This window comes from Edwardsiella anguillarum ET080813 (genome assembly GCF_000264765.2).
GTDB lineage: Bacteria > Pseudomonadota > Gammaproteobacteria > Enterobacterales > Enterobacteriaceae > Edwardsiella > Edwardsiella anguillarum.
The window spans coordinates 3,851,375-3,870,224 of the sequence record NZ_CP006664.1; the positions used below are offsets into that span (position 1 = coordinate 3,851,375).

At 64.8% G+C, this 18,850-nt stretch carries 19 protein-coding genes; 11 read left to right on the top strand and 8 right to left on the bottom strand.

What is annotated here, in order from left to right:
• The first annotated feature begins 144 nt into the window (after nucleotides 1-144).
• From hutW to ETEE_RS17320, 11 genes are all read left to right on the top strand, one after another.
• Entirely contained in the window at nucleotides 145-1,527 is a 1,383-nt protein-coding gene (gene hutW, locus ETEE_RS17270) for a heme anaerobic degradation radical SAM methyltransferase ChuW/HutW (protein WP_034163379.1), read from the top strand.
• Nucleotides 1,517-2,038 carry a heme utilization cystosolic carrier protein HutX gene (hutX, locus tag ETEE_RS17275; protein ID WP_034163378.1) on the top strand — a complete coding sequence of 174 codons (522 nt, stop codon included), beginning with the start codon at nucleotides 1,517-1,519 and terminating at the stop codon, nucleotides 2,036-2,038. Before hutW ends, hutX begins: the two co-directional genes overlap by 11 nt.
• Entirely contained in the window at nucleotides 2,035-2,667 is a 633-nt protein-coding gene (locus tag ETEE_RS17280; protein WP_034163377.1) for an NAD(P)H-binding protein, read from the top strand. The genes hutX and ETEE_RS17280 overlap by 4 nt, the downstream gene beginning before the upstream one ends.
• A 34-nt stretch (nucleotides 2,668-2,701) precedes the next feature.
• Complete coding sequence (gene hemP, locus ETEE_RS20915) at nucleotides 2,702-2,932, top strand: hemin uptake protein HemP (protein ID WP_034163376.1); 231 nt, start codon at nucleotides 2,702-2,704, stop codon at nucleotides 2,930-2,932.
• Between the two features lie 111 nt (nucleotides 2,933-3,043).
• Complete coding sequence (locus ETEE_RS17290) at nucleotides 3,044-5,041, top strand: TonB-dependent hemoglobin/transferrin/lactoferrin family receptor (protein ID WP_034163375.1); 1,998 nt, start codon at nucleotides 3,044-3,046, stop codon at nucleotides 5,039-5,041.
• A 66-nt stretch (nucleotides 5,042-5,107) separates the two neighbouring features.
• Nucleotides 5,108-6,145 carry a hemin-degrading factor gene (locus tag ETEE_RS17295; protein ID WP_034163374.1) on the top strand — a complete coding sequence of 346 codons (1,038 nt, stop codon included), beginning with the start codon at nucleotides 5,108-5,110 and terminating at the stop codon, nucleotides 6,143-6,145.
• Entirely contained in the window at nucleotides 6,145-6,975 is an 831-nt protein-coding gene (locus ETEE_RS17300; protein ID WP_034163373.1) for a heme/hemin ABC transporter substrate-binding protein, read from the top strand. Before ETEE_RS17295 ends, ETEE_RS17300 begins: the two co-directional genes overlap by 1 nt.
• Entirely contained in the window at nucleotides 6,972-7,973 is a 1,002-nt protein-coding gene (locus tag ETEE_RS17305) for a FecCD family ABC transporter permease (RefSeq protein WP_034163372.1), read from the top strand. The genes ETEE_RS17300 and ETEE_RS17305 overlap by 4 nt, the downstream gene beginning before the upstream one ends.
• Entirely contained in the window at nucleotides 7,963-8,745 is a 783-nt protein-coding gene (locus tag ETEE_RS17310; RefSeq protein ID WP_034163371.1) for a heme ABC transporter ATP-binding protein, read from the top strand. Before ETEE_RS17305 ends, ETEE_RS17310 begins: the two co-directional genes overlap by 11 nt.
• Nucleotides 8,746-8,980: 235 nt before the next feature.
• Nucleotides 8,981-10,375, top strand: coding sequence for a purine-cytosine permease family protein (locus tag ETEE_RS17315; protein ID WP_034163370.1), 1,395 nt, complete (start codon nucleotides 8,981-8,983; stop codon nucleotides 10,373-10,375).
• On the top strand, nucleotides 10,372-11,313 hold the full coding sequence (locus ETEE_RS17320) for a PfkB family carbohydrate kinase (RefSeq protein WP_034163369.1): 942 nt from the start codon (nucleotides 10,372-10,374) through the stop codon (nucleotides 11,311-11,313). The genes ETEE_RS17315 and ETEE_RS17320 overlap by 4 nt, the downstream gene beginning before the upstream one ends.
• A gap of 6 nt (nucleotides 11,314-11,319) precedes the next feature.
• Here the strand turns inward: ETEE_RS17320 and ETEE_RS17325 are convergent, their stop codons facing one another.
• The 8 genes from ETEE_RS17325 to pheS form a co-directional block, all read right to left on the bottom strand.
• The gene (locus tag ETEE_RS17325; RefSeq protein ID WP_034163368.1) at nucleotides 11,320-12,333 is read right to left on the bottom strand and encodes a lipoate--protein ligase; all 1,014 of its coding nucleotides are present in this window, start codon (nucleotides 12,331-12,333) and stop codon (nucleotides 11,320-11,322) included.
• A 74-nt stretch (nucleotides 12,334-12,407) separates the two neighbouring features.
• Complete coding sequence (locus tag ETEE_RS17330) at nucleotides 12,408-12,896, bottom strand: C40 family peptidase (RefSeq protein WP_045427908.1); 489 nt, start codon at nucleotides 12,894-12,896, stop codon at nucleotides 12,408-12,410.
• A 143-nt stretch (nucleotides 12,897-13,039) separates the two neighbouring features.
• A complete protein-coding gene (gene btuD, locus ETEE_RS17335) occupies nucleotides 13,040-13,807 on the bottom strand; it encodes a vitamin B12 ABC transporter ATP-binding protein BtuD (protein ID WP_081854135.1) in 768 nt (255 codons plus the stop codon).
• The gene (gene btuC, locus ETEE_RS17340) at nucleotides 13,797-14,831 is read right to left on the bottom strand and encodes a vitamin B12 ABC transporter permease BtuC (RefSeq protein WP_034163367.1); all 1,035 of its coding nucleotides are present in this window, start codon (nucleotides 14,829-14,831) and stop codon (nucleotides 13,797-13,799) included. The genes btuD and btuC overlap by 11 nt, the downstream gene beginning before the upstream one ends.
• A complete protein-coding gene (dsrB, locus tag ETEE_RS17345; RefSeq protein ID WP_034163366.1) occupies nucleotides 14,812-15,015 on the bottom strand; it encodes a protein DsrB in 204 nt (67 codons plus the stop codon). Before dsrB ends, btuC begins: the two co-directional genes overlap by 20 nt.
• Before the next feature lie 90 nt (nucleotides 15,016-15,105).
• On the bottom strand, nucleotides 15,106-15,402 hold the full coding sequence (gene ihfA, locus ETEE_RS17350) for an integration host factor subunit alpha (protein WP_005285818.1): 297 nt from the start codon (nucleotides 15,400-15,402) through the stop codon (nucleotides 15,106-15,108).
• A 4-nt stretch (nucleotides 15,403-15,406) separates the two neighbouring features.
• Entirely contained in the window at nucleotides 15,407-17,794 is a 2,388-nt protein-coding gene (gene pheT / locus ETEE_RS17355) for a phenylalanine--tRNA ligase subunit beta (protein WP_034163365.1), read from the bottom strand.
• Nucleotides 17,795-17,808: 14 nt separating this feature from the next.
• On the bottom strand, nucleotides 17,809-18,792 hold the full coding sequence (gene pheS / locus ETEE_RS17360; protein WP_034163364.1) for a phenylalanine--tRNA ligase subunit alpha: 984 nt from the start codon (nucleotides 18,790-18,792) through the stop codon (nucleotides 17,809-17,811).
• Between the last annotated feature and the right edge of the window lie 58 nt (nucleotides 18,793-18,850).

The window sequence follows — 18,850 nt, forward strand, 5'->3', positions numbered from 1 at the left end:
TCCCGACATCCCCTGATCCCCCGCGCTTTATCTTTTTGTGCTCTCTCGCTTGATCCAGATCATGAACAATTCGCATTACCGTTGATCGAATGATAACTATTATCATTCAATGCCGCGCAGTTCAGGTATTAACGGAGAGTTACCATGACGCTGGACATTACCCCCTATCTGGCCGCGGCCGAAGGCATTCCCTTCCCCGAACGCTGGGCCACCATGCCCTGGCGCCATCAGCAGCCCCTGCCCGCCGACGCCCTGGCGCAGGGCTGGCAGCAGCTGTGCCAGCGCACCCTGTCGCCCAATAAGCGCCTGGTCTATGTACATATCCCCTTTTGCGCCACCCACTGTACCTTCTGTGGCTTTTATCAAAACCGCTTCAGCGAACAGGCCGTAGCCCGCTACTGCGACTACCTGCAGCGCGAAATCGCCCTGGAGAGCGCCCTGCCGCTGCAGCAGTCGGCGCCCATCCACGCCGTCTACCTGGGCGGCGGCACCCCCAGCGCCCTGAGCGCTGAGCAGCTGTATCGCCTGATCACCCAGCTGCGCAGCGCGCTACCGCTGGCCGCCGACGGCGAAATCACCGTCGAAGGACGCGTGCTGAACTTTGACGATGCACGTATCGACGCCTGTCTGGCGGCCGGCGCCAACCGTTTCTCCATCGGTATCCAGACCTTTGATACTCGTCTGCGCCAGCGCATGGGGCGGCGGGCCGATCGCGATCGGGCCATCGCCTTTCTGCGGGCGCTGGCCGAGCGTGACCGGGCGGCGGTGATCTGCGACCTGATGTTTGGTCTGCCGGGACAGACCGCACGGGAGTGGCAAAACGATCTGGATATCGTCAACGATTTACCGCTGGACGGCGTCGATCTCTACGCGCTCAATCTGCTGCCCTCGACGCCGCTGGCCAAGGCCGTCGCCAACGCCCGCGCCCGCGTCGCCGACGCCGCCGAGCGCCAGGCATTCTACCTGCATGCGCTCGATGAGCTGGATAAGCGGGGCTGGCGCCAGCTCAGCAACAGCCACTGGGCACGTACCACCCGCGAGCGCAACCTGTATAACCTGCTGATCAAGCAGGGTGCCGACTGTCTGGCCTTCGGCAGCGGCGCCGGCGGCCACCTGGATGGCCAGTCCTATATGCTGCAGCGCTCCCTGGAGGCCTACTATCAACGGCTGGACACCGCGGACAAGCCGTTGATGATGCTGAGCGCGCCCGCGCCGCAGCACCGCTGGCGCCTGGCGCTGCAGGGCGGCATCGAAACCGGGCGGTTGGATCTCGCCACCCTGCTCGACGATCCTGCGCCGCTGCTGCCGCTGCTGCTGCAGTGGCAATCCTGTGATTTGCTACGCCTGCGGGAGCACTGCCTCACGCTGACGCCACGCGGGCGTTTTTGGGCCAGCAATCTGCTGCAGGCCCTGCAGCAGCTGTTGGCCCAGCTGTTGGCCCCCTCGCAGACAACACCTTCCAGCGCCGGCGCTCGCGCCGCGCACTCCCCCCAGCACACACACCCGGAGAAACACCATGCATCCTGAACATCAGCAACGCGTTGCCGAACTGGACGCCTTTCTATCCACGGCGCCGACGGATACCGTTGAAGCGATCGCCCAGCGCTTCGCGCTGTCGGCGCTGGACGTCCTGCGCCGCCTGCCGCAGGTCACCCTGTGCGACGGGGGCGCCTTTGATCGGGTTTGGCAAACCCTGACCGGCTGGGGCGACGTCACCACGCTTATCAACAACCCCGATTTAATTCTGGAGTTTCATGGGCCGCTGCCCGGCGGCGCCCACCGACACGGCTTTTTCAACCTGCGCGGTGAGGGCGGCCTGAGCGGCCATATCCGCGCCCAGCGCTGCCGACATATCGCACTGGTTGAGCGTCCCTTCATGGGGATGGAGACCGCCAGCGTGTGGTTTATCAACCCAGAAGGACAGGCCATGCTGAAAGTGTTCGTCGGCCGGGATGCGCAGCGCCGCCTGCGGGCAGAGCCCCTGGCCGCGTTCCGCGCCCTGGCGCAGACGCTGCCCAGCGAAGGAGCGCGCGCATGACGCCGTGGATCCTGTTTGGCGCCGGACAGGGCGCCGGCCTGGCGTTGGCACAGCGGGCGGCGGGCCATCGCCCGCTGTATGCCCTGGTGCGTAAGGAGGCCCAGGCCCAACGCCTGCACAATCTCGGCGTTCAGGTCACGCTGGGCGATGCCTGTGATACACAGGCGCTGGGGGTGCTATACCGTCAGGCGGGCCCACACAGCGCGATCCTCTCCACCCTGGGCGGCGGCGGTCACGACTATCTCGCCCACCGGGCAATTATCGATTGCGCCGTCGAACAGGGGATCGCCCGGATGCTGTTAGTGACGTCGCTGGGCTGCGGGGAGAGCTGGCCACTGCTGTCGCCGCGCGCCCGCGCCGCCTTCGGCCACGCGGTGCGGGAAAAGAGCCTGGCGGAGTGCTGGCTGCAGAGTAGCGGTATGGACTTTTGCATTCTGCGCCCCGGCGGGCTGCTGGATGGCGACGCCAGCGGGCAGGCCACGTTGCACCGGACGCCGCACCACGGTCTGGTGCGCCGCGCCGATCTGGCGCAGTGGATGTACCGTCTGATGGAGATGCCGCAGGCCTGGGGGCAGATCCACACGCTGGTAGACCGCCATCTGACGCCGCCCGAGCGCCAGGCACGCTAAAAACTGCTTGCCGTCGCCGGCGGCTTATACGATAATGATTATCATTAAGATGAAGAGCGGAATTTTATCCTACGTACTCACTATGGAAAAAGCGACCCCCGATTCACCCCGTACCAGAGTGACGCACGAGCGTACTGCGCCGCCGGGCAGCACCATCGCCAGTCACACCCTGCTCGGTCAGGAAGGCCGAGTGACCATTACCCACCAGGGAGAACACTACCAGCTACGCCAGACCCGATCGGGCAAACTGATCCTGACTAAATAGATGTCATAACGCCCTGACACCGTTTTGCCAGCCACCCAGCCCGCCGCATACCCGCGGTGCGGCAAGGCAGCCAGCAGTCCCAATGCCATATTACATTTGGAGTGTTGAGTCATGCCTATGCTTTTCAACCCTGCCCTGCGGCCGCTTACCCTGGCCATCGGCGCCATCCTACTGACCCCCACCCTGCTGCTGGCCGCGGAGAGCGGCGACAGTGTGACCGTTATCGCCACCGGAAACCAGCGCGACAGCTTCAGCGCCCCCATGATGGTCACCGTCATCGACCAGCAGGACCCGGTGGCCGCCAGCGCGGCCTCCGCGCCGGAGATGCTGCGCAATGTCCCGGGGCTCAGCCTGAGCGGCGTCGGTCGCAGCAATGGCCAGGACATCACGCTGCGCGGCTACGATAACCGCGGCGTTCTGGTCCTGGTCGATGGCGTACGCCAGGGAACCGACACAGGTCATCTGAACGGGACGTTTCTCGATCCGGCGCTGATCAAACGGGTCGAGGTGGTGCGCGGCCCCGGCGCCCTGCTGTATGGCAACGGCGCGCTGGGCGGCGTCATCGCCTACCAGACCGTCGATGCCGCCGACCTACTGTTACCGGGGAAAACAAGCGGCTACCGCCTGTTTGCCAGCGGCGGCACCCAGGATCACAGCCTGGGCCTGGGTGCCAGCGCCTACGCCCGCAGCGATACGCTGGACGGCCTGCTCTCCTTTAGCACCCGCCAACGCGGCGACCTGCGCCTCGGCGGCGGGGAGCGCGCCGCCAACCGCGAAACTATCGGCAACCTGTTAGCCAAAGGCACCTGGCTCATCGACGATGCCCAATCGCTACGCGCCAGCCTGCGCTATTACGACAACGCCGCCCGTGAGCCCAAAAATCCGCAGGATATCCAGGCCAGCGCCCGCAGCGTCATGACCCGTCGCGACACTATCCAGCGCGATCTGCAGCTGGAGTACCGCCTCAAACCGCTGGAGAGTACCTGGCTGGATGCCGGCCTGCGGCCGTACTACTCCGACGTCCGGATTACCGCCAGTCCCCAGGGAGAAAGCGAGGAAAGCCGAACCCAGCGAACTCTGGGGCTACGGGCGGAAAACCGCAGCCGTCTGTGGACTGACGGCCCTGCCGCCCACCTGTTTACCTACGGTAGCGAAGCCTACGGCCAAAGCCAGCGTCCGGGCGGCGGCGCCAGCGCCTATCCCCAGGCGGACATCCGCTTTGCCTCGGGCTGGCTGCAGGATGAGATAACCCTGCGCGATCTGCCCGTCAGCCTGGTGGCCGGCACCCGCTACGATAACTACCGGGCCCACAGCGACAGCCATGGCGATATCAGCGCGAACAAGTGGTCGTCCCGGGCGGCCGTTACCGTTACCCCGGCCGACTGGCTGATGCTATTTACCAGCTACGCCCAGGCCTTCCGGGCGCCGACCATCGGGGAGATTTACAACGACGGCCGCCACTTCAGCATCGGGCCCTTTGTCAACTACTGGCGTCCCAACCCCAACCTGCGCCCGGAGAGCAACACCACCCAAGAGGCCGGCTTTGGGCTACGCTTCGACGATCTGCTGGCCGAGGGCGACAGCCTGCAGTTCAAGTCCAGCTACTTTGGCACCCGCGCCAAGAACTATATCGATACGCAGGTGGTCAACGACTTCGCCAAGCGCCAGTTTTATACCACCTCGATCAACGTTGACGATGTCAAACTGTGGGGCTGGGACGTCGTGCTGAACTACCGCAGCGATCGGTTTAGCTGGGAATCGGCCTATAACCGCACCCGCGGAAAAAACAGCCAAAGCGGCGACTGGATTGCCAACGGGACGCCGGACACCCTCAGCAACCGGCTAGATATTCCGCTGGCCCACAGCGGCTTCTCCGTCGGCTGGGTCGGTACCTTTGCCGCCGCCTTCTACACCAACGACAGCCGGACACAGCCGCAGGCCGGCTATGGCGTCAATGACTTCTATGTCAGCTACCGCACCCCGGCGCTGGGCAACCAGTTCAGCGCCACCACCGTCCTGAGCAATGCGTTTGACAAGGCCTACTACGCGCCGAGCGGCGCGCTGCAGGATGGCCGCGGCGCCCGTCTGCTGCTCAGCTACCAGTGGTAGCGTGATTTTCACCCCGGGGCGTTAGCACGCCCTGTTTTCACCTGCACCATAAAAAAGGATCTTTGCATGAGCCATGACCTGTATACCCGCTACCTGAACGCCCGCCAGCAGCACCCGCGCGCCTACGCCCGCGATCTGGCGCAGATTTTGGGCGTCAGCGAGGGCGAGTTGACCCGGGCCCGCGTCGGCCACGACGCCGTCCGTCTGTACGCTGACGCCGCGGCTCTGTTGACGGCCTGTGCCGCGCTGGGCGAGGTTAACGCCATCACCCGCAACGAGTATGCCGTACATGAGCATCTGGGGCGCTATGACAACGCGCACCTGAGCGACCACAGCGGGCTGATCCTCAACCCGCGGGCGCTGGATCTGCGCCTGTTTTTACAGCATTGGCACGCCGCCTTTGCCCTGCGTGAGCAGAGCGCGCGCGGCGAGCGCTTTAGCCTGCAGTGCTTTGACCCACAGGGCGACGCCGTACATAAGATCTATGCTACCCAAGAGAGCGATATGGCGGCCTGGCACGCGCTGGTCTCCCGCTTCACCGGCGACGGGAATCCGGCCTTCCCCGGCCTCTGCGCGCGCGCCCCTGCCGCCGCACCGGCGCTGGACGCCGCCGCGCTGGAGCGCGAATGGCGCGCCATGACCGATGTACACCAGTTTTTCCCGCTGCTGCAGCGCCATGGCGTCAGCCGCCAGCAGGCCTTTGCCGCCGTCGCCGATGATCTGGCCTGCCGGGTAGACAACGTCGCTCTGCAGCAGATCCTGACCCAGGCGCAGCGGTGCCAGAATGAGATCATGATCTTCGTCGGTAACCGTGGCTGCGTGCAGATCTTCACCGGTGAAATCGCCAGGCTGACCCCGCAGGATCAATGGCTCAACGTCTTTAATCCGCGCTTTACCCTGCACCTGTTCGCCCCGGCCATCGCGGAGAGCTGGATCACCCGTAAACCGACCCGCGATGGCATGGTTAGCAGCCTGGAGCTGTTCGCCGCCGACGGCACCCAGATAGCCCAGCTGTTCGGCCAGCGCACCGAAGGCAAGGCGGAGCAGACGCAGTGGCGCGAGCAGCTGGCGGCCCTGGCGCCGCTGACACAGGAGCAGGCATAATGACCAGAATCACCTCGGCAATACTGCTGCTGGCGCTGTGCAGCGTCGGCGCCCAGGCCGGTGAACGCCTGATCACCATCGGCGGTGACGTGACGGAGATCGTGTTTGCCCTGGGGGCGGGCGATCTGGTCGTCGCCCGGGACAGCACCAGCACCCAGCCTGCCGCCGCCGCCGCACTGCCGGACGTAGGCTATATGCGCCAGCTCAACGCAGAGGGTATCCTCGCTCTGAAACCGACCCGGCTGCTCACCAGCGATCAGGCTCAGCCGGCCATCGCGCTGTCACAGATAAGCGCGGTAGGCGTCACCGTGGTACCGGTGGCCAGCGTCAACCGCCTGGAGGCCGTCGGCGACAAAATCCACCGGCTGGCCAGCGCGCTGGGGCGCGAAGCGCAGGGACAGGCGCTGATCGAGGACTACCAGCGGCGCCTGGCCACCATCCCGCGTTCGCCCCTCTCGACCCGGGTGCTGTTTATCCTCAGCCACAGCGGCATGACGCCGATGGCGGCCGGAGGCCAGACCGCCGCTGACGCCATCATCCGCGCCGCCGGGGGCAAGAATGCCATGCAGGGCTTTAACCGCTACCGGCCGCTCTCCCAGGAGGGGGTCATCGCCGCCCAGCCGGATCTGATCCTGATCAGCCGCGATGGCGCCAAGGCGCTGGGAGGCCCGGAGCGGGTATGGACGCTGCCCGGGATGGCCCAAACGCCGGCGGCGCGCGAAAAGCGGGTCCTGGTGCTGGATGACATGGCGCTGCTGGGCTTTACCCTCGGCACACCAGATGCGCTGGCCGCCCTGCGTAACGCGGCTGAGCAGGCACAGCGACCATGATCCGTCGTTCACCGCGCCTGACGCTGGCGCTGCTACTGGGTCTATTGATGCTGACCACGCTGGCCGCCGCCCACCTGGGCGCACTGCGCCTGTCGCCCGTCGCGCTGCTGCGCGACAGCGATCCCCTCCAGTGGCAGATCTGGCTCAACATCCGCCTGCCGCGAGTGCTGCTGGCGGCGGTTATCGGTATTGCGCTGGCCGTCTCCGGCACCCTTATGCAGGGGCTGTTCCGCAACCCGCTGGCCGATCCCGCCCTGCTGGGGATCAGCAGCGGCGCTGCGCTGTGCGTGGCGCTGACCATCGTGCTCCCGCTGGCGCTCTCGCCGCTGCTAGCGCTGTATGCCCAAATGCTGGCGGCGTTTGGCGGTAGCCTGGCCATTTCGCTGCTGATTTATCTCCTCAGCCGCGGTGCATCAGTGACACTGTCACGATTATTGCTCGCCGGGATCGCCATTAACGCCCTCTGCTTTGCCCTGGTCGGGGTGCTGAGCTACCTGAGCGACGATCAGCAGCTGCGCCAGTTCACCCTATGGAGCATGGGAACTCTGTCGCGCAGCGAATGGCATACGCTGGGCGCCAGCGCCCTGCTGATCCTGCCGGCCAGCCTGTTCGCGCTCACCCGGGCCCAGCGCCTGAACCTGCTGCAGCTGGGCGATGAGGAGGCCCACTACCTCGGGCTCGACGTGGCGCGCACCAAGCGCCAGCTCTTGCTTCTCAGCGCCATCCTGGTCGGCAGCGCGGTGGCAGTCAGCGGCGTCATTGGCTTTATCGGCCTGGTGATTCCCCACCTGTTCCGCCTGCGGCTCGGCGCCGATCACCGCTGGCTATTGCCCTGCGCAGCCCTGGGCGGCGCCTGCCTGCTGCTGCTGGCCGACACCCTGGCCCGCACCCTGGCGGCCCCGGCGGAAATGCCGGTCGGGATGCTGACCAGCCTACTGGGCGGCCCCTATTTTCTCTGGCTGATACTGCGCTACCGGGAGGTAAGTCATGGCCAATAACCCCAGACTGCAGGCCGAGCAGCTCACCTATAGCGATCATGGCCGAACGCTGATCCGCCAGGTGTCGCTGACCCTGCCCTGCGCCGAGCTGGTGGTCATTATCGGCCCCAACGGGGCGGGAAAATCGACCCTGATGCGACTGCTTGCGGGCTATTTACGCCCGGACAGCGGGCGCTGCACCCTGCTGGGGAAGGAGCTGGCCGCATGGCCTGCGCAGCAGCTGGCACAGCGACGGGCGGTGATGCGCCAGCACAGCGCGCTGGCCTTTCCCTTTAGCGTACGCGAGGTGATCGCCATGGGGCGCTCACCCTGCCCCGAGGGACAGCAGCAGGCGCTGCAGACGGTGATGCAGCAGAGCGGCTGCCTGGCGCTGGCGGATCGCGACTATCGCACACTCTCCGGCGGCGAACAGCAGCGGGTACAGCTGGCGCGAGCGCTGGCCCAGCTGTGGCATCCCACCCCCCAGCCGCGCTGGCTATTTCTCGACGAGCCGACCTCTGCGCTCGATCTGTTTCACCAGCAGCACCTGCTGCGCCTGCTGCACGGGATGACCCGCCGCGAGCCGCTCTCGGTCTGCTGTATCCTGCACGATCTCAATCTGGCCGCCCTGTATGCCGATCGCATCCTGCTATTGCACCAGGGGACGCTGGTCGCCAGCGGAACACCGGAGCAAGTACTGGATCCGGCGCTGCTGTCACACTGGTATCGGGCCGATCTGGCGGCGGGACGCCACCCCGAAACCGGCGGCCCCCAGATCCACCTGCGGCGCTGAGCCAAGACAAACGTTTCTCCTGTCGGCGGGCGCAGTCCCGCCGTTTTCTCCGCAATAACACCTCAGCATGGCTTATCTATAGCGGTTTTATATTGGCATCCTATGGGTGTGCCAGTAGACTGTGCGCGAATGGATTTCCCTCCCTCCCGTGCGCGGCGCCGTCGCACGGCCGGGAATGATGCGACCCGCCACGGTGTAAGCAGCACGAGCCAATGACAAAGGAGTGAATTGTAGAATGAGTGAAACCAACGCCAACCCCGCCTGGCAGGTAGAGAATATCGGCATCGATCGGGTTCCCGAGCCGGCGTGCCGCAGTACCCCCAGCGAGCTGTTCTGGATCTGGTCTGCCGCCAATATCGGTATTTTAGGCGTGGTCTACGGCGCGATCATCGTCAGCTTTGGCCTCTCCTTTGTACAGGCGATACTGGCCGCCCTGCTCGGGGTGATGAGCTTCTGCCTGGTCGGCTACTTCAGCTTTGCCGGTAAACGCGGCCGCACCTCTACCCTGACCCTCTCCCGCGCCATCTTTGGCATCCGCGGTAACATCGCCCCCACCCTGTTCAGCTGGATCAACCTGATGGGCTGGGAGGCGGTCAACATCATCACCGGAACCCTGACCCTGGCCGCGCTGCTGCAGGCCTGCGGCGTCCCGGGCGGACACGGTCTCACCCTGGTGTGCCTGGTGCTGTTTGCCGGCTTGGCCATCGCCGTCAGCCTGCTGGGACAGACGGCCGTCGCCGCTATCCAGCGCTGGTTTACCCGCATCTTCGGCACCATGACCCTGATCGTGGTCGGCTATATCCTGTTTACCACCCCCTGGCAGGCCGTACTGGCGATGCCCTCCGGCAGCTGGCTGACCGCCTTCCTGCCGGCCGTGTCGGTGATCGCCGCCGGCACCGGTATCAGCTGGGCTATCGCCGGCGCCGACTACAGCCGCTATCAGTCCGCCAAGAGCAAAGAGAGCCACATCTTCGCCGCCGTCACCGGCGGCGCCGCGCTGCCCCTGTGCCTGCTGATGCTGGCCGGGATCCTGCTCTCAGCCCGCCTGCCCGATCTGGCCGCGGCAGAAAACCCCATCGCCCTGATAGGCTCGGTGCTGCCGCGCTGGATGTCCATCCCCTATCTGCTGGCCGCTACGGCGGGCATCGTGACCATCGCCGTGCTCAGCCTTTACTCCGCCAGCCTGAACCTGTTGACCATCGGGGTTAAGATCCGCCAGATCTGGGCGGTAACGCTCGATGCCGCAATCGTGCTGGGCATCGCCCTGTACATTCTGTTCGTCGCCGGCGACTTTATGGGGCCTTTCGTCGCCTTCCTGCTGTGCTGCGGCGTCTTCCTGGCCGCCTGGGAAGCCATCTTCCTGGTCGACTATGTCTGCCTGCGCCGCCATCAAGGCTATAGCGACAGCCAGCTGTTCGATCTGCGCGGCAGCAACGCCGGCGTGCGCGTCGGCCCGCTGCTGTGCTGGCTGCTCGGCGCGCTGTGCGGGCTGATGGTGACCCGCACCGGCTTTATCGACGGCCCGCTGGCCATCGGCGTCTTCGCCGACTCCAGCCTGGGGCTGTTCGTCGCCTTCCTGATCAGTCTGTTTAGCTACGCTCTGCTGGTCGGCATGAGGAAAAAAGCATGACAACGACGCAAACGCCGCGCCCAGTCGCCGTCATCGGCGGTGCCGTCGGCGATCTGATCCTCAGCCTGCCGCGTCTGCCGCGGCGGGGAGAGGATGTGGAGGCCCGCGAAGACGGGCGGACCATCGGCGGCTGCGCCTTCAACGTGGCGCGGGCGCTGTGTCGCCTGGAGATCCCGGTCATCAACGGGATGCCGGTCGGCAACGGCCCCTGGGGCGCGCTGGCGGAACAGGCCATGGCGGCGCTGGCGCTGCCGGTGCTGCTGCGTCACCCGCAGCAGGATAACGGCTGGTGTCTGGCCTGCGTTGAGGCCGATGGGGAGCGTACGTTTATCAGCGTCAGCGGCTGCGAGACGCAGTGGTCTGCGGCGCAGCTGGCGAAGATAGCGCTGCCCGCCGGGGCGCTGGTTTATCTCAGCGGCTATGAGCTGGCGGGAGACGGGGGTCAGGCGCTGTGCGAGTGGATGTACGCCCTGCCGTCCGGCTGTACCCTGCTGCTAGATCCCGGGCCGCGCCTGCCCCATCTGCCGGAGGCGCTGTGGCAGCGGCTCCCCACGGGCAGCCTGCTGACCCTTAACCGCGATGAGGTCACGCAGCTGTGCGGCGCGGGCGATCCGGTGGCGGTCGCGTCGGCGTTTGCCGTCCAGCGCGGGATCCATCTGATCTGCCGCCTCGACGCCCACGGTGCCTGGCTATGCGCCAGCGATGGCCGTCAGCGGCACCTGCCCGCCTACCCGATAACGGTAGCCGATACCATTGGCGCCGGGGATGCCCACTGCGGCGGCGTGCTGGCGGGGCTCGCCCTCGGCCTGGCGCTGGAGGAGGCCATCGATCTCGGCAATCAGGTCGCCGCCTGCGTGGTCAGTCAGCCCGGCCCCGACGGCGCGCCGACCCGCGCGCAGCTGAAGGCCCGCTTTCCCCAGGCGCACACGCGCCTGTAGTCGGCCCTAGGCCAGCTGGCGGCGCAGCCATGCCGCCAGCTGTGGCATCATCGTCACTGTCGCATCCTCACTCCCCAGAGCCAACGCCCGCTGGGCGACCGCCTCCCCCTGATAGGAACAGCCCGCCAGCGCGACGGCCAGCGCCTCAAGCGGCGCCGGCGTCAACGCATCGCTGAACAGACGGGCGCGAACGATCGTCCCCCGCGTCACCTCGCAGTGCAGCTCCACGCCGCCCCAGTCAAAGCGCGTCTCCATCACATGGCTAAAGTCGGGCGCCTGGCCATAGTTCCACGCCCAGCTGCTCTGGCGCTGAAACTGCTGTGCAAAGCCGGGCAGATCCGGGAGATGCTGCGGCGAGATATGCTGCGGCGCGACCCGCTGCCCGTAATGGGCAAAAAATGCCTCGCCGATGGCATCGCACAGACGCGCATGGTCGATGTCCGCGACCCACTCCGACAGATTGGCAACGCGCGCGCGCACCGAGGCGATGCCCTTAGCCTGCAGCTTCTTCAGATCGGGGTTCAGATAGTCGGCCAGACGGCCCAGATCGGCATTCAGCAGCAGGGTTCCGTGATGAAAACCGCGATCCTGGGTTTCGCGGTAGGCCGAACCGGAAATTTTGCGCCTTCCCTGCGGGGTATCCAACTCCAGATCGTTGCGCCCACTGGCCTGGGCATCAATACCCAGCCCGGCCAGCGCGGCAAGGATAATGCCCGTGGAGACCTGCTTATCATAGCCTGGCTTACCGGCCATAAAGGTAAAACAGCTGTTGCCCAGATCGTGGAACACCGCCCCGCCGCCGCTGCTGCGCCGGGCCAGCTTCACGCCGTCCTGCGCCATGCGCCGGGTATTGCACTCGCGCCAGGGGTTCTGCGCGCGACCAATCACCACCGTATCGGCATTGCGCCACAAGAATAAGACCCGATGCGCGGGATCCATCTGGCGGAAGATGCACTCCTCCACAGCCAGGTTGAACCAGGGATCGTGAGAATCGGAGATAAAAAACGATAACGGCGTCATAACTATGCCCTTTTCCTGAGCCAAAGCCATGATGATAGCACCGCTGCCGCGCGGATAAGAGCCCGCCGCTGAGGCTATAGTCGCCGGGCCTGCCAGTAGACATTGCGCCAGTAGACGTTGCCCAGCGACGATCGCGTTACCCCCTGCGAGGTCGACGCGTGAATGAACGTGTCATTGGTATCATAGATGCCGACGTGCAGCCCGTTATCGCCGCGCCCGGTGCGGAAAAACACCAGATCGCCGGGCAACAGATCGTCCCGCGACACCCGGGTTCCCAGCGCGGTTTGCTCCTGCGTCGTCCGCGGCAGCTGAATTGCAAAGCGATCGCGGAAGGTGCGGTACACAAAGCCGGAGCAGTCGACACCGCTGCGCTCCATCCCACCGTAGCGATACGGCGCGCCGTGCCACTGCCGCAGCTGGTCATTGAGCTGCGCGACCACCACTATCGGGTCGGCCAGGCGGCCGGATGGCGGCGGCGTGCGGTGCTTGCTGCTACATCCCGCCAGAATCAGTGCGACGGTACACCATGCGCAATAGCGGTATACGGATGTCAATCGTCTCATCTTCCCTATGCCCCTATCATACCCGGACTCTCTTTACAGAGCCGCGCGGGCAACCCCCATGAGTTAGCGTTATTTGCCGCGCGGCGTTGCGCGCGGCCTCGTCAACACATAACGGCAAAATGCGCGTCAAGGTCAAGTTTTTTTTAACCATTTTGATAATAGAGCCAGTCGCGATCGCCGCCGCGAATGCGGCGAAAGGGCACCTCAAACAGCCTGCTCAGCGCCTCCACCTGCATCACCACCCGCGCGTCCCCCTGCGCCACCACCTGCCCCTGGCTGAGCATCCACACCGTATCGGCGTGGTACAACGTGTGGTTAAGATCGTGCGCGCTGGCGATCACCGTGATCCCGGCCGCGCACAGCTCGCCCAGCAGACTGTCCAACGCGGCCTGCTGGCGAATATCCAGGCTGCTCATCGGCTCATCCAGCAGCAGCAGGCGCCCCTCTGGGTTTAGGGTCGGCCAGATCTGCAGCAGCACCGCCGCCAGCCGCACCCGCTGCCACTCGCCGCCGGACAAATGGCTCAGCGGACGGCTCAGCTTATCGCCGAGGCTCAGGCGCCCGCTAAGCGACGCCAGCACGTTGTCCAGCGCCGCGGCGTCGGCGTGACGCGGCGCGTGCAGCGCCAGGTAGGCAAATACCGGCATCAGGGCATGCGGCATCTGCTGCTGTACCAGGCAGGCGCGCCGCCGCGCCTGTGCCGCGGGTGACTGGCGCAGCAGCGACTGCCCCGCCAGCCATACCTCGCCCTCTCCGCTCACTAAACCGGCCAGCCGTAGCAACAGCGAACTTTTCCCCGCGCCGTTGGGGCCGATCAGGTGCACCAGCGCCCCGCGGACGATGCGGGCATCAACGGCGCCCAACCGTCCCGGCACCGTCAGCCCGACGATGCGCAGCATACTATCGTCCATCGAGGCCTCCCGCCGATCGGCGCAGCAGCATCCAGATAAACAGCGGCGCCCCCAGCGATGAGGTCACCACCCCGATCGGCAACTCGGCAGAAAACAGCGCGATCCGCGCTACGACGTCCGCCAGCAGCAGCATCGAGGCGCCCGCCAGTGCGCAGCCCGGCAGTAGCATTCTGTGCTGGGTGATGCCCCACAGGCGCAGCATATGGGGCACCACCAGGCCGACAAAGCCGATCACGCCGGCCAGCGCGACGCTCACCCCGACCAGCCAGCCGATAGCCAGTACCAGCAGGCTACGCCAGTGGGTCATGCCCAGCCCCAACTGACGGGCGGGGAGCTCCCCCAGCGCCATCAGATTCAGAATATCACCGCGCGTGAGCAGCCACAGCAGCACCGGCAGCAGCGCGGCCGTCAGCCACCCTTGACGCCAGTCGACGCCGCTGAAGCCGCCCATCAGCCAGTAGAGCAGCTGGCGCAGATCCAGGCTGCTGCTAAAGTAGACCGCCCAGGTCATGGCGGCGCTGCAGGCGATCCCCAGCGCGACGCCGATCAGCAGCAGCCGGGCGTTGTTTACCCGCCCCCGGCGGGAAAACAGCAGCAATAGCAGCGTGATCGTCAGCGCGCCGACGATGGCCAGCGCGCTGAGCAGCCACATCGGCATCAGGCTCTGCCCCAGCAGCACCGCGATCACCAGGGCCACGCCGGCGCCGTTAGAGACCCCCAGCAGCCCCGGCTCGGCCAGGGTGTTGTCAAACAGCGCCTGCATTACGGCCCCGCTGACCGCCAGCGCCGCGCCGACCGCCATCACCGCCAGCATCCGCGGCAGACGCAGCTGCCCGACAAACAGCTGCCCGTCGGGGGTAAACCACTGCGTAGGCCACAGCCAGACCTCCCCGGCGCTCAGCCCCAGCACCAGCGCCGCCAGCAGCAGCAGCGCCAGCAGCGCCAAGCGCCGCCGATCGCGTCGCCGCTGACGCTGGAGCAGCTCGCTGAAGGCGGACGCCGCCTCAGACTGACGCGGCGTCATCGTACGGCTCAACGAAGATACCCTGCGCGCAGCCGGCCTCATTGAAAAACCAGATGCCCTGGGGATAGTCATCCAGGGCGACCAAATACATGGTACCTTCGCTGAAGGTCTCCAGCGCCAGAATGCGCCCGATACGGCGCGGACCGCCGTCCGTTTTAACACTGACCCGCTCGTTTACCTGCATAACGTAATGCCTCACTCTTTCGCCCGCAAAAGCGCTGAACAGCACAAGAAAAAGGCCACCTAAAGGCGGCCTTTTGTCCTGTTTGCCTGATTAATCCTTGGGTGTCGCGTTCTCGACCCGGCTCTTTAACTTCTGTCCCGGACGGAATGTCACAACACGGCGCGCCGTAATCGGGATATCTTCCCCGGTTTTCGGGTTGCGCCCCGGCCTCTGGTTCTTGTCGCGCAGATCAAAGTTGCCGAAACCGGACAGCTTGACCTGCTCGCCATTTTCCAGCGCGCGGCGTATCTCTTCGAAAAACAGCTCGACGAGGTCTTTGGCGTCCCGTTTGCTCAGCCCAAGCTTTTCAAACAGGTGTTCAGACATTTCAGCTTTTGTAAGCGCCATAGATTCAATCCCTCAAGGATGCTTGGAATCGCTGTTTTAACGCCTCTACGCATTTTGCGACGGTAGCGGCAATTTCCTCTTCTTCCAGTGTACGCGTGGTGTCTTGCAACACCAGACTGATCGCGAGGCTCTTATAACCCTCGGCAACACCCTTACCACAATACACGTCAAATAAGTTTACGCCAACTACCTGATTTGCGCCAACTTTCTTACATTCGGCCAAAACATCTTCCGCAGGCACATTTTCAGCCACCACAACCGCGATATCACGGCGGTTCGCGGGGTAGCGGGAGATCTCGCGCGCCTGCGGGATCAGGCGCTCTGCCAGGGCACTCCAGCACACCTCGAACACCACGGTACGGCCGTTGAGATCCAGCTTACGCTCCAGCTCCGGATGCACCACGCCAATGAAACCGATGCGCTCGCCGTGCAGATACAGCGCGGCGCTCTGCCCCGGATGCAAGGCATCGTGGGCTTCGGCGCGGAACTGCACCGCGTCCAGTTTACCGGTCAGCTCCAGCACCGCCTCCAGGTCGCCTTTCAGATCGTAGAAATCGACGGCCTGGCGCTCGATGCCCCAGTGCTCTTCGTCGCGGTGACCGGCGATCACCCCGGCCAGCATCACGTCCTGGCGGATCCCCAGGTTCGCCCCCTCGTCTGGGACAAAGCGCAGGCCGCTTTCAAACAGACGCACCCGTGGCTGCTGGCGGTTCTGGTTATATACCACGGCGCCCAGCAGACCGGTCCACAGCGACAGGCGCATGGCGGACATATCGGCGGAGATCGGGTTCGGCAGGATCAGCGGCGTCTGCTGCGGGTGCAGCAGCGCCTGAACTTTAGGATCGACAAAGCTGTAGGTGATGGCTTCCTGATAGCCGCGATCGACCAGCAGGGTCTTGACCCGCTTCAGGGGCAGATTCGCCTCACGGTGCGCGGTCATCACCAGATCGGCGCGTAGCGGCACATCCGGAATGTTGTTGTAACCGTAGACACGCGCCACCTCTTCGATCAGATCCTCTTCGATGGCCATATCAAAACGCCAGCTCGGCGCGACAGCCTGCCAGCCGCCGTCCACGGCCGTGACCTGGCAGCCTAGACGCTGCAGAATATCCAGCACCTGCGCGTCATCGATATGATGGCCGATCAGACGATCCAGTTTGCTGCGCTGCAGCACGATGCTGGCCGGCTGCGGCAGATAGGCATCGTTGGTCACATCGATGACCGGGCCGGCCTGGCCGCCGCACAGCGCCAGCAGCAGCTCGGTAGCACGTTCCATGGCACGCAGCTGCAGCTGCGGATCGACGCCGCGCTCATAGCGGTGCGATGCGTCGGTGTGCAGCCCATAGCGACGGGCGCGGCCGGTAATCGCCAGCGGGTTAAAATAGGCGCACTCCAGCAGCACGTCGCGGGTTTCCGCGTTAACGCCGGAGTGCTCGCCGCCGAAAATGCCGCCCAGCGCCAGCGCCTGCTGATGGTCGGCAATGACCAGCGTATCGCCGCTCAGCGTCGCCTGACTGCTGTCCAGCAGCGTCAGGGTCTCCCCTTCACGGGCCATGCGCACCACGATACCGCCCTGTAGACGGTTGAGATCGAAGGCGTGCATCGGCTGCCCCAGCTCCATCAGGACGTAGTTGGTCACGTCCACCACCGGATCGATGGAGCGAATGCCGCAGCGACGCAGCTTTTCGCTCATCCACAGCGGCGTCTTCGCCGTTACGTCGATGCCGCGCACCACGCGGCCAAGGTAGCGCGGACAGGCTTCCGGCGCCTCAACGGCGATCGGGAAACGGTCATCGATGCTGACCGCTACCGGCACCGTCTGCGGCAGATTCAGCGGCAGGCGATTAAGCACCGCGACATCGCGGGCAACGCCCAGAATACCGAGGCAGTCGGCGCGGTTAGGGGTCACGCTGATTTCGATCGCGTGGTCATCCAGCTGCAGATATTCCCGCAGATCGCAGCCGATCGGCGCATCCTGCGCCAGTTCGATGATGCCGCTGTGATCCTCACAGATGCCCAGCTCGGAGAAAGAGCACAGCATCCCTTCGGAAGGCTCGCCGCGCAGCTTAGCCGCTTTGATTTTGAAGTCACCCGGCAGAACGGCGCCAATGGTGGCCACGGCCACGCGCAGCCCCTGACGGCAGTTCGGCGCGCCGCAGACGATGTCCAGTAGGCACTCACCGCCGACGTTGACCTTGGTGACCCGCAGCTTATCGGCATTAGGGTGTTGATGGCATTCGACCACCTCACCGACCACCACGCCGTGGAACACGCCGGCAACCGGCTCTACGCCGTCCACTTCCAGGCCGGCCATGGTGATTTGTTCGGACAATGCATCGCTGCTGATGGCAGGGTTTACCCACTCGCGCAACCAAAGTTCACTGAATTTCATGTGTTAATCCTGCCTTATTTGAACTGTTTGAGGAAACGCAGATCGTTTTCGAAAAATGCGCGCAAGTCGGTGACACCGTAACGCAGCATCGTCAGTCGCTCCATGCCCATCCCAAAGGCAAAGCCGGAGTAGACCTGCGGATCGATGCCGACGTTGCGCAGTACGCTGGGGTGTACCATGCCGCAGCCCAGCACCTCCAGCCACTTGCCGTTTTTCCCCATCACATCCACCTCGGCAGAGGGTTCGGTGAACGGAAAGTAGGAGGGACGGAAACGGATCTGCAGATCCTGCTCAAAGAAGTTGCGCAGGAAGTCGTGCAGCGTCCCCTTCAGATTGGTAAAGCTGATATCTTTATCCACGATCAGCCCTTCCATCTGATGGAACATCGGGGTATGGGTCTGGTCGTAGTCGTTGCGGTAGACGCGCCCCGGCGCGATGATGCGGATCGGCGGCTCCTGCTGCTGCATGGTACGGATCTGTACACCGGAGGTCTGGGTGCGCAGCAGACGGGTCGCATCGAACCAGAAGGTATCGTGGTCGGCGCGCGCCGGGTGATGAGCCGGAATATTCAACGCGTCAAAGTTATGGTAGTCGTCCTCGATCTCCGGCCCGGTGGCAACGGCAAAGCCCAGCTCGGAGAAGAAGGATTCAATGCGTTCGATGGTGCGCGTAACCGGGTGCAGGCCACCGTTTTCCATCCGCCGGCCCGGCAGGGAAACATCGATGGTCTCCTGCGCAAGGCGGGCATTCAGCGCCGCCGACTCCAGCGCCGCCTTACGGGCGTTCAGGGTCTCCTGAACCTCCTGCTTGGCCTGGTTGATGACCGCCCCGGCCGCCGGACGCTCTTCTGCCGGCAGATCGCGCAGTGACGTCATCTGCAGCGTTAAATGACCCTTCTTACCCAGAAACTCGACGCGTACGCTATCCAGCGCGGCGACGTCCTGGGCACTCTCTACGGCTGCCTTCGCCTGGGCAACCAACTCGGCGAGATGTGACATGACTTTCCTCTTCTTCCGGCCAGTATGGCCCGATGGTCGATGTTGAGCGATGACGGCT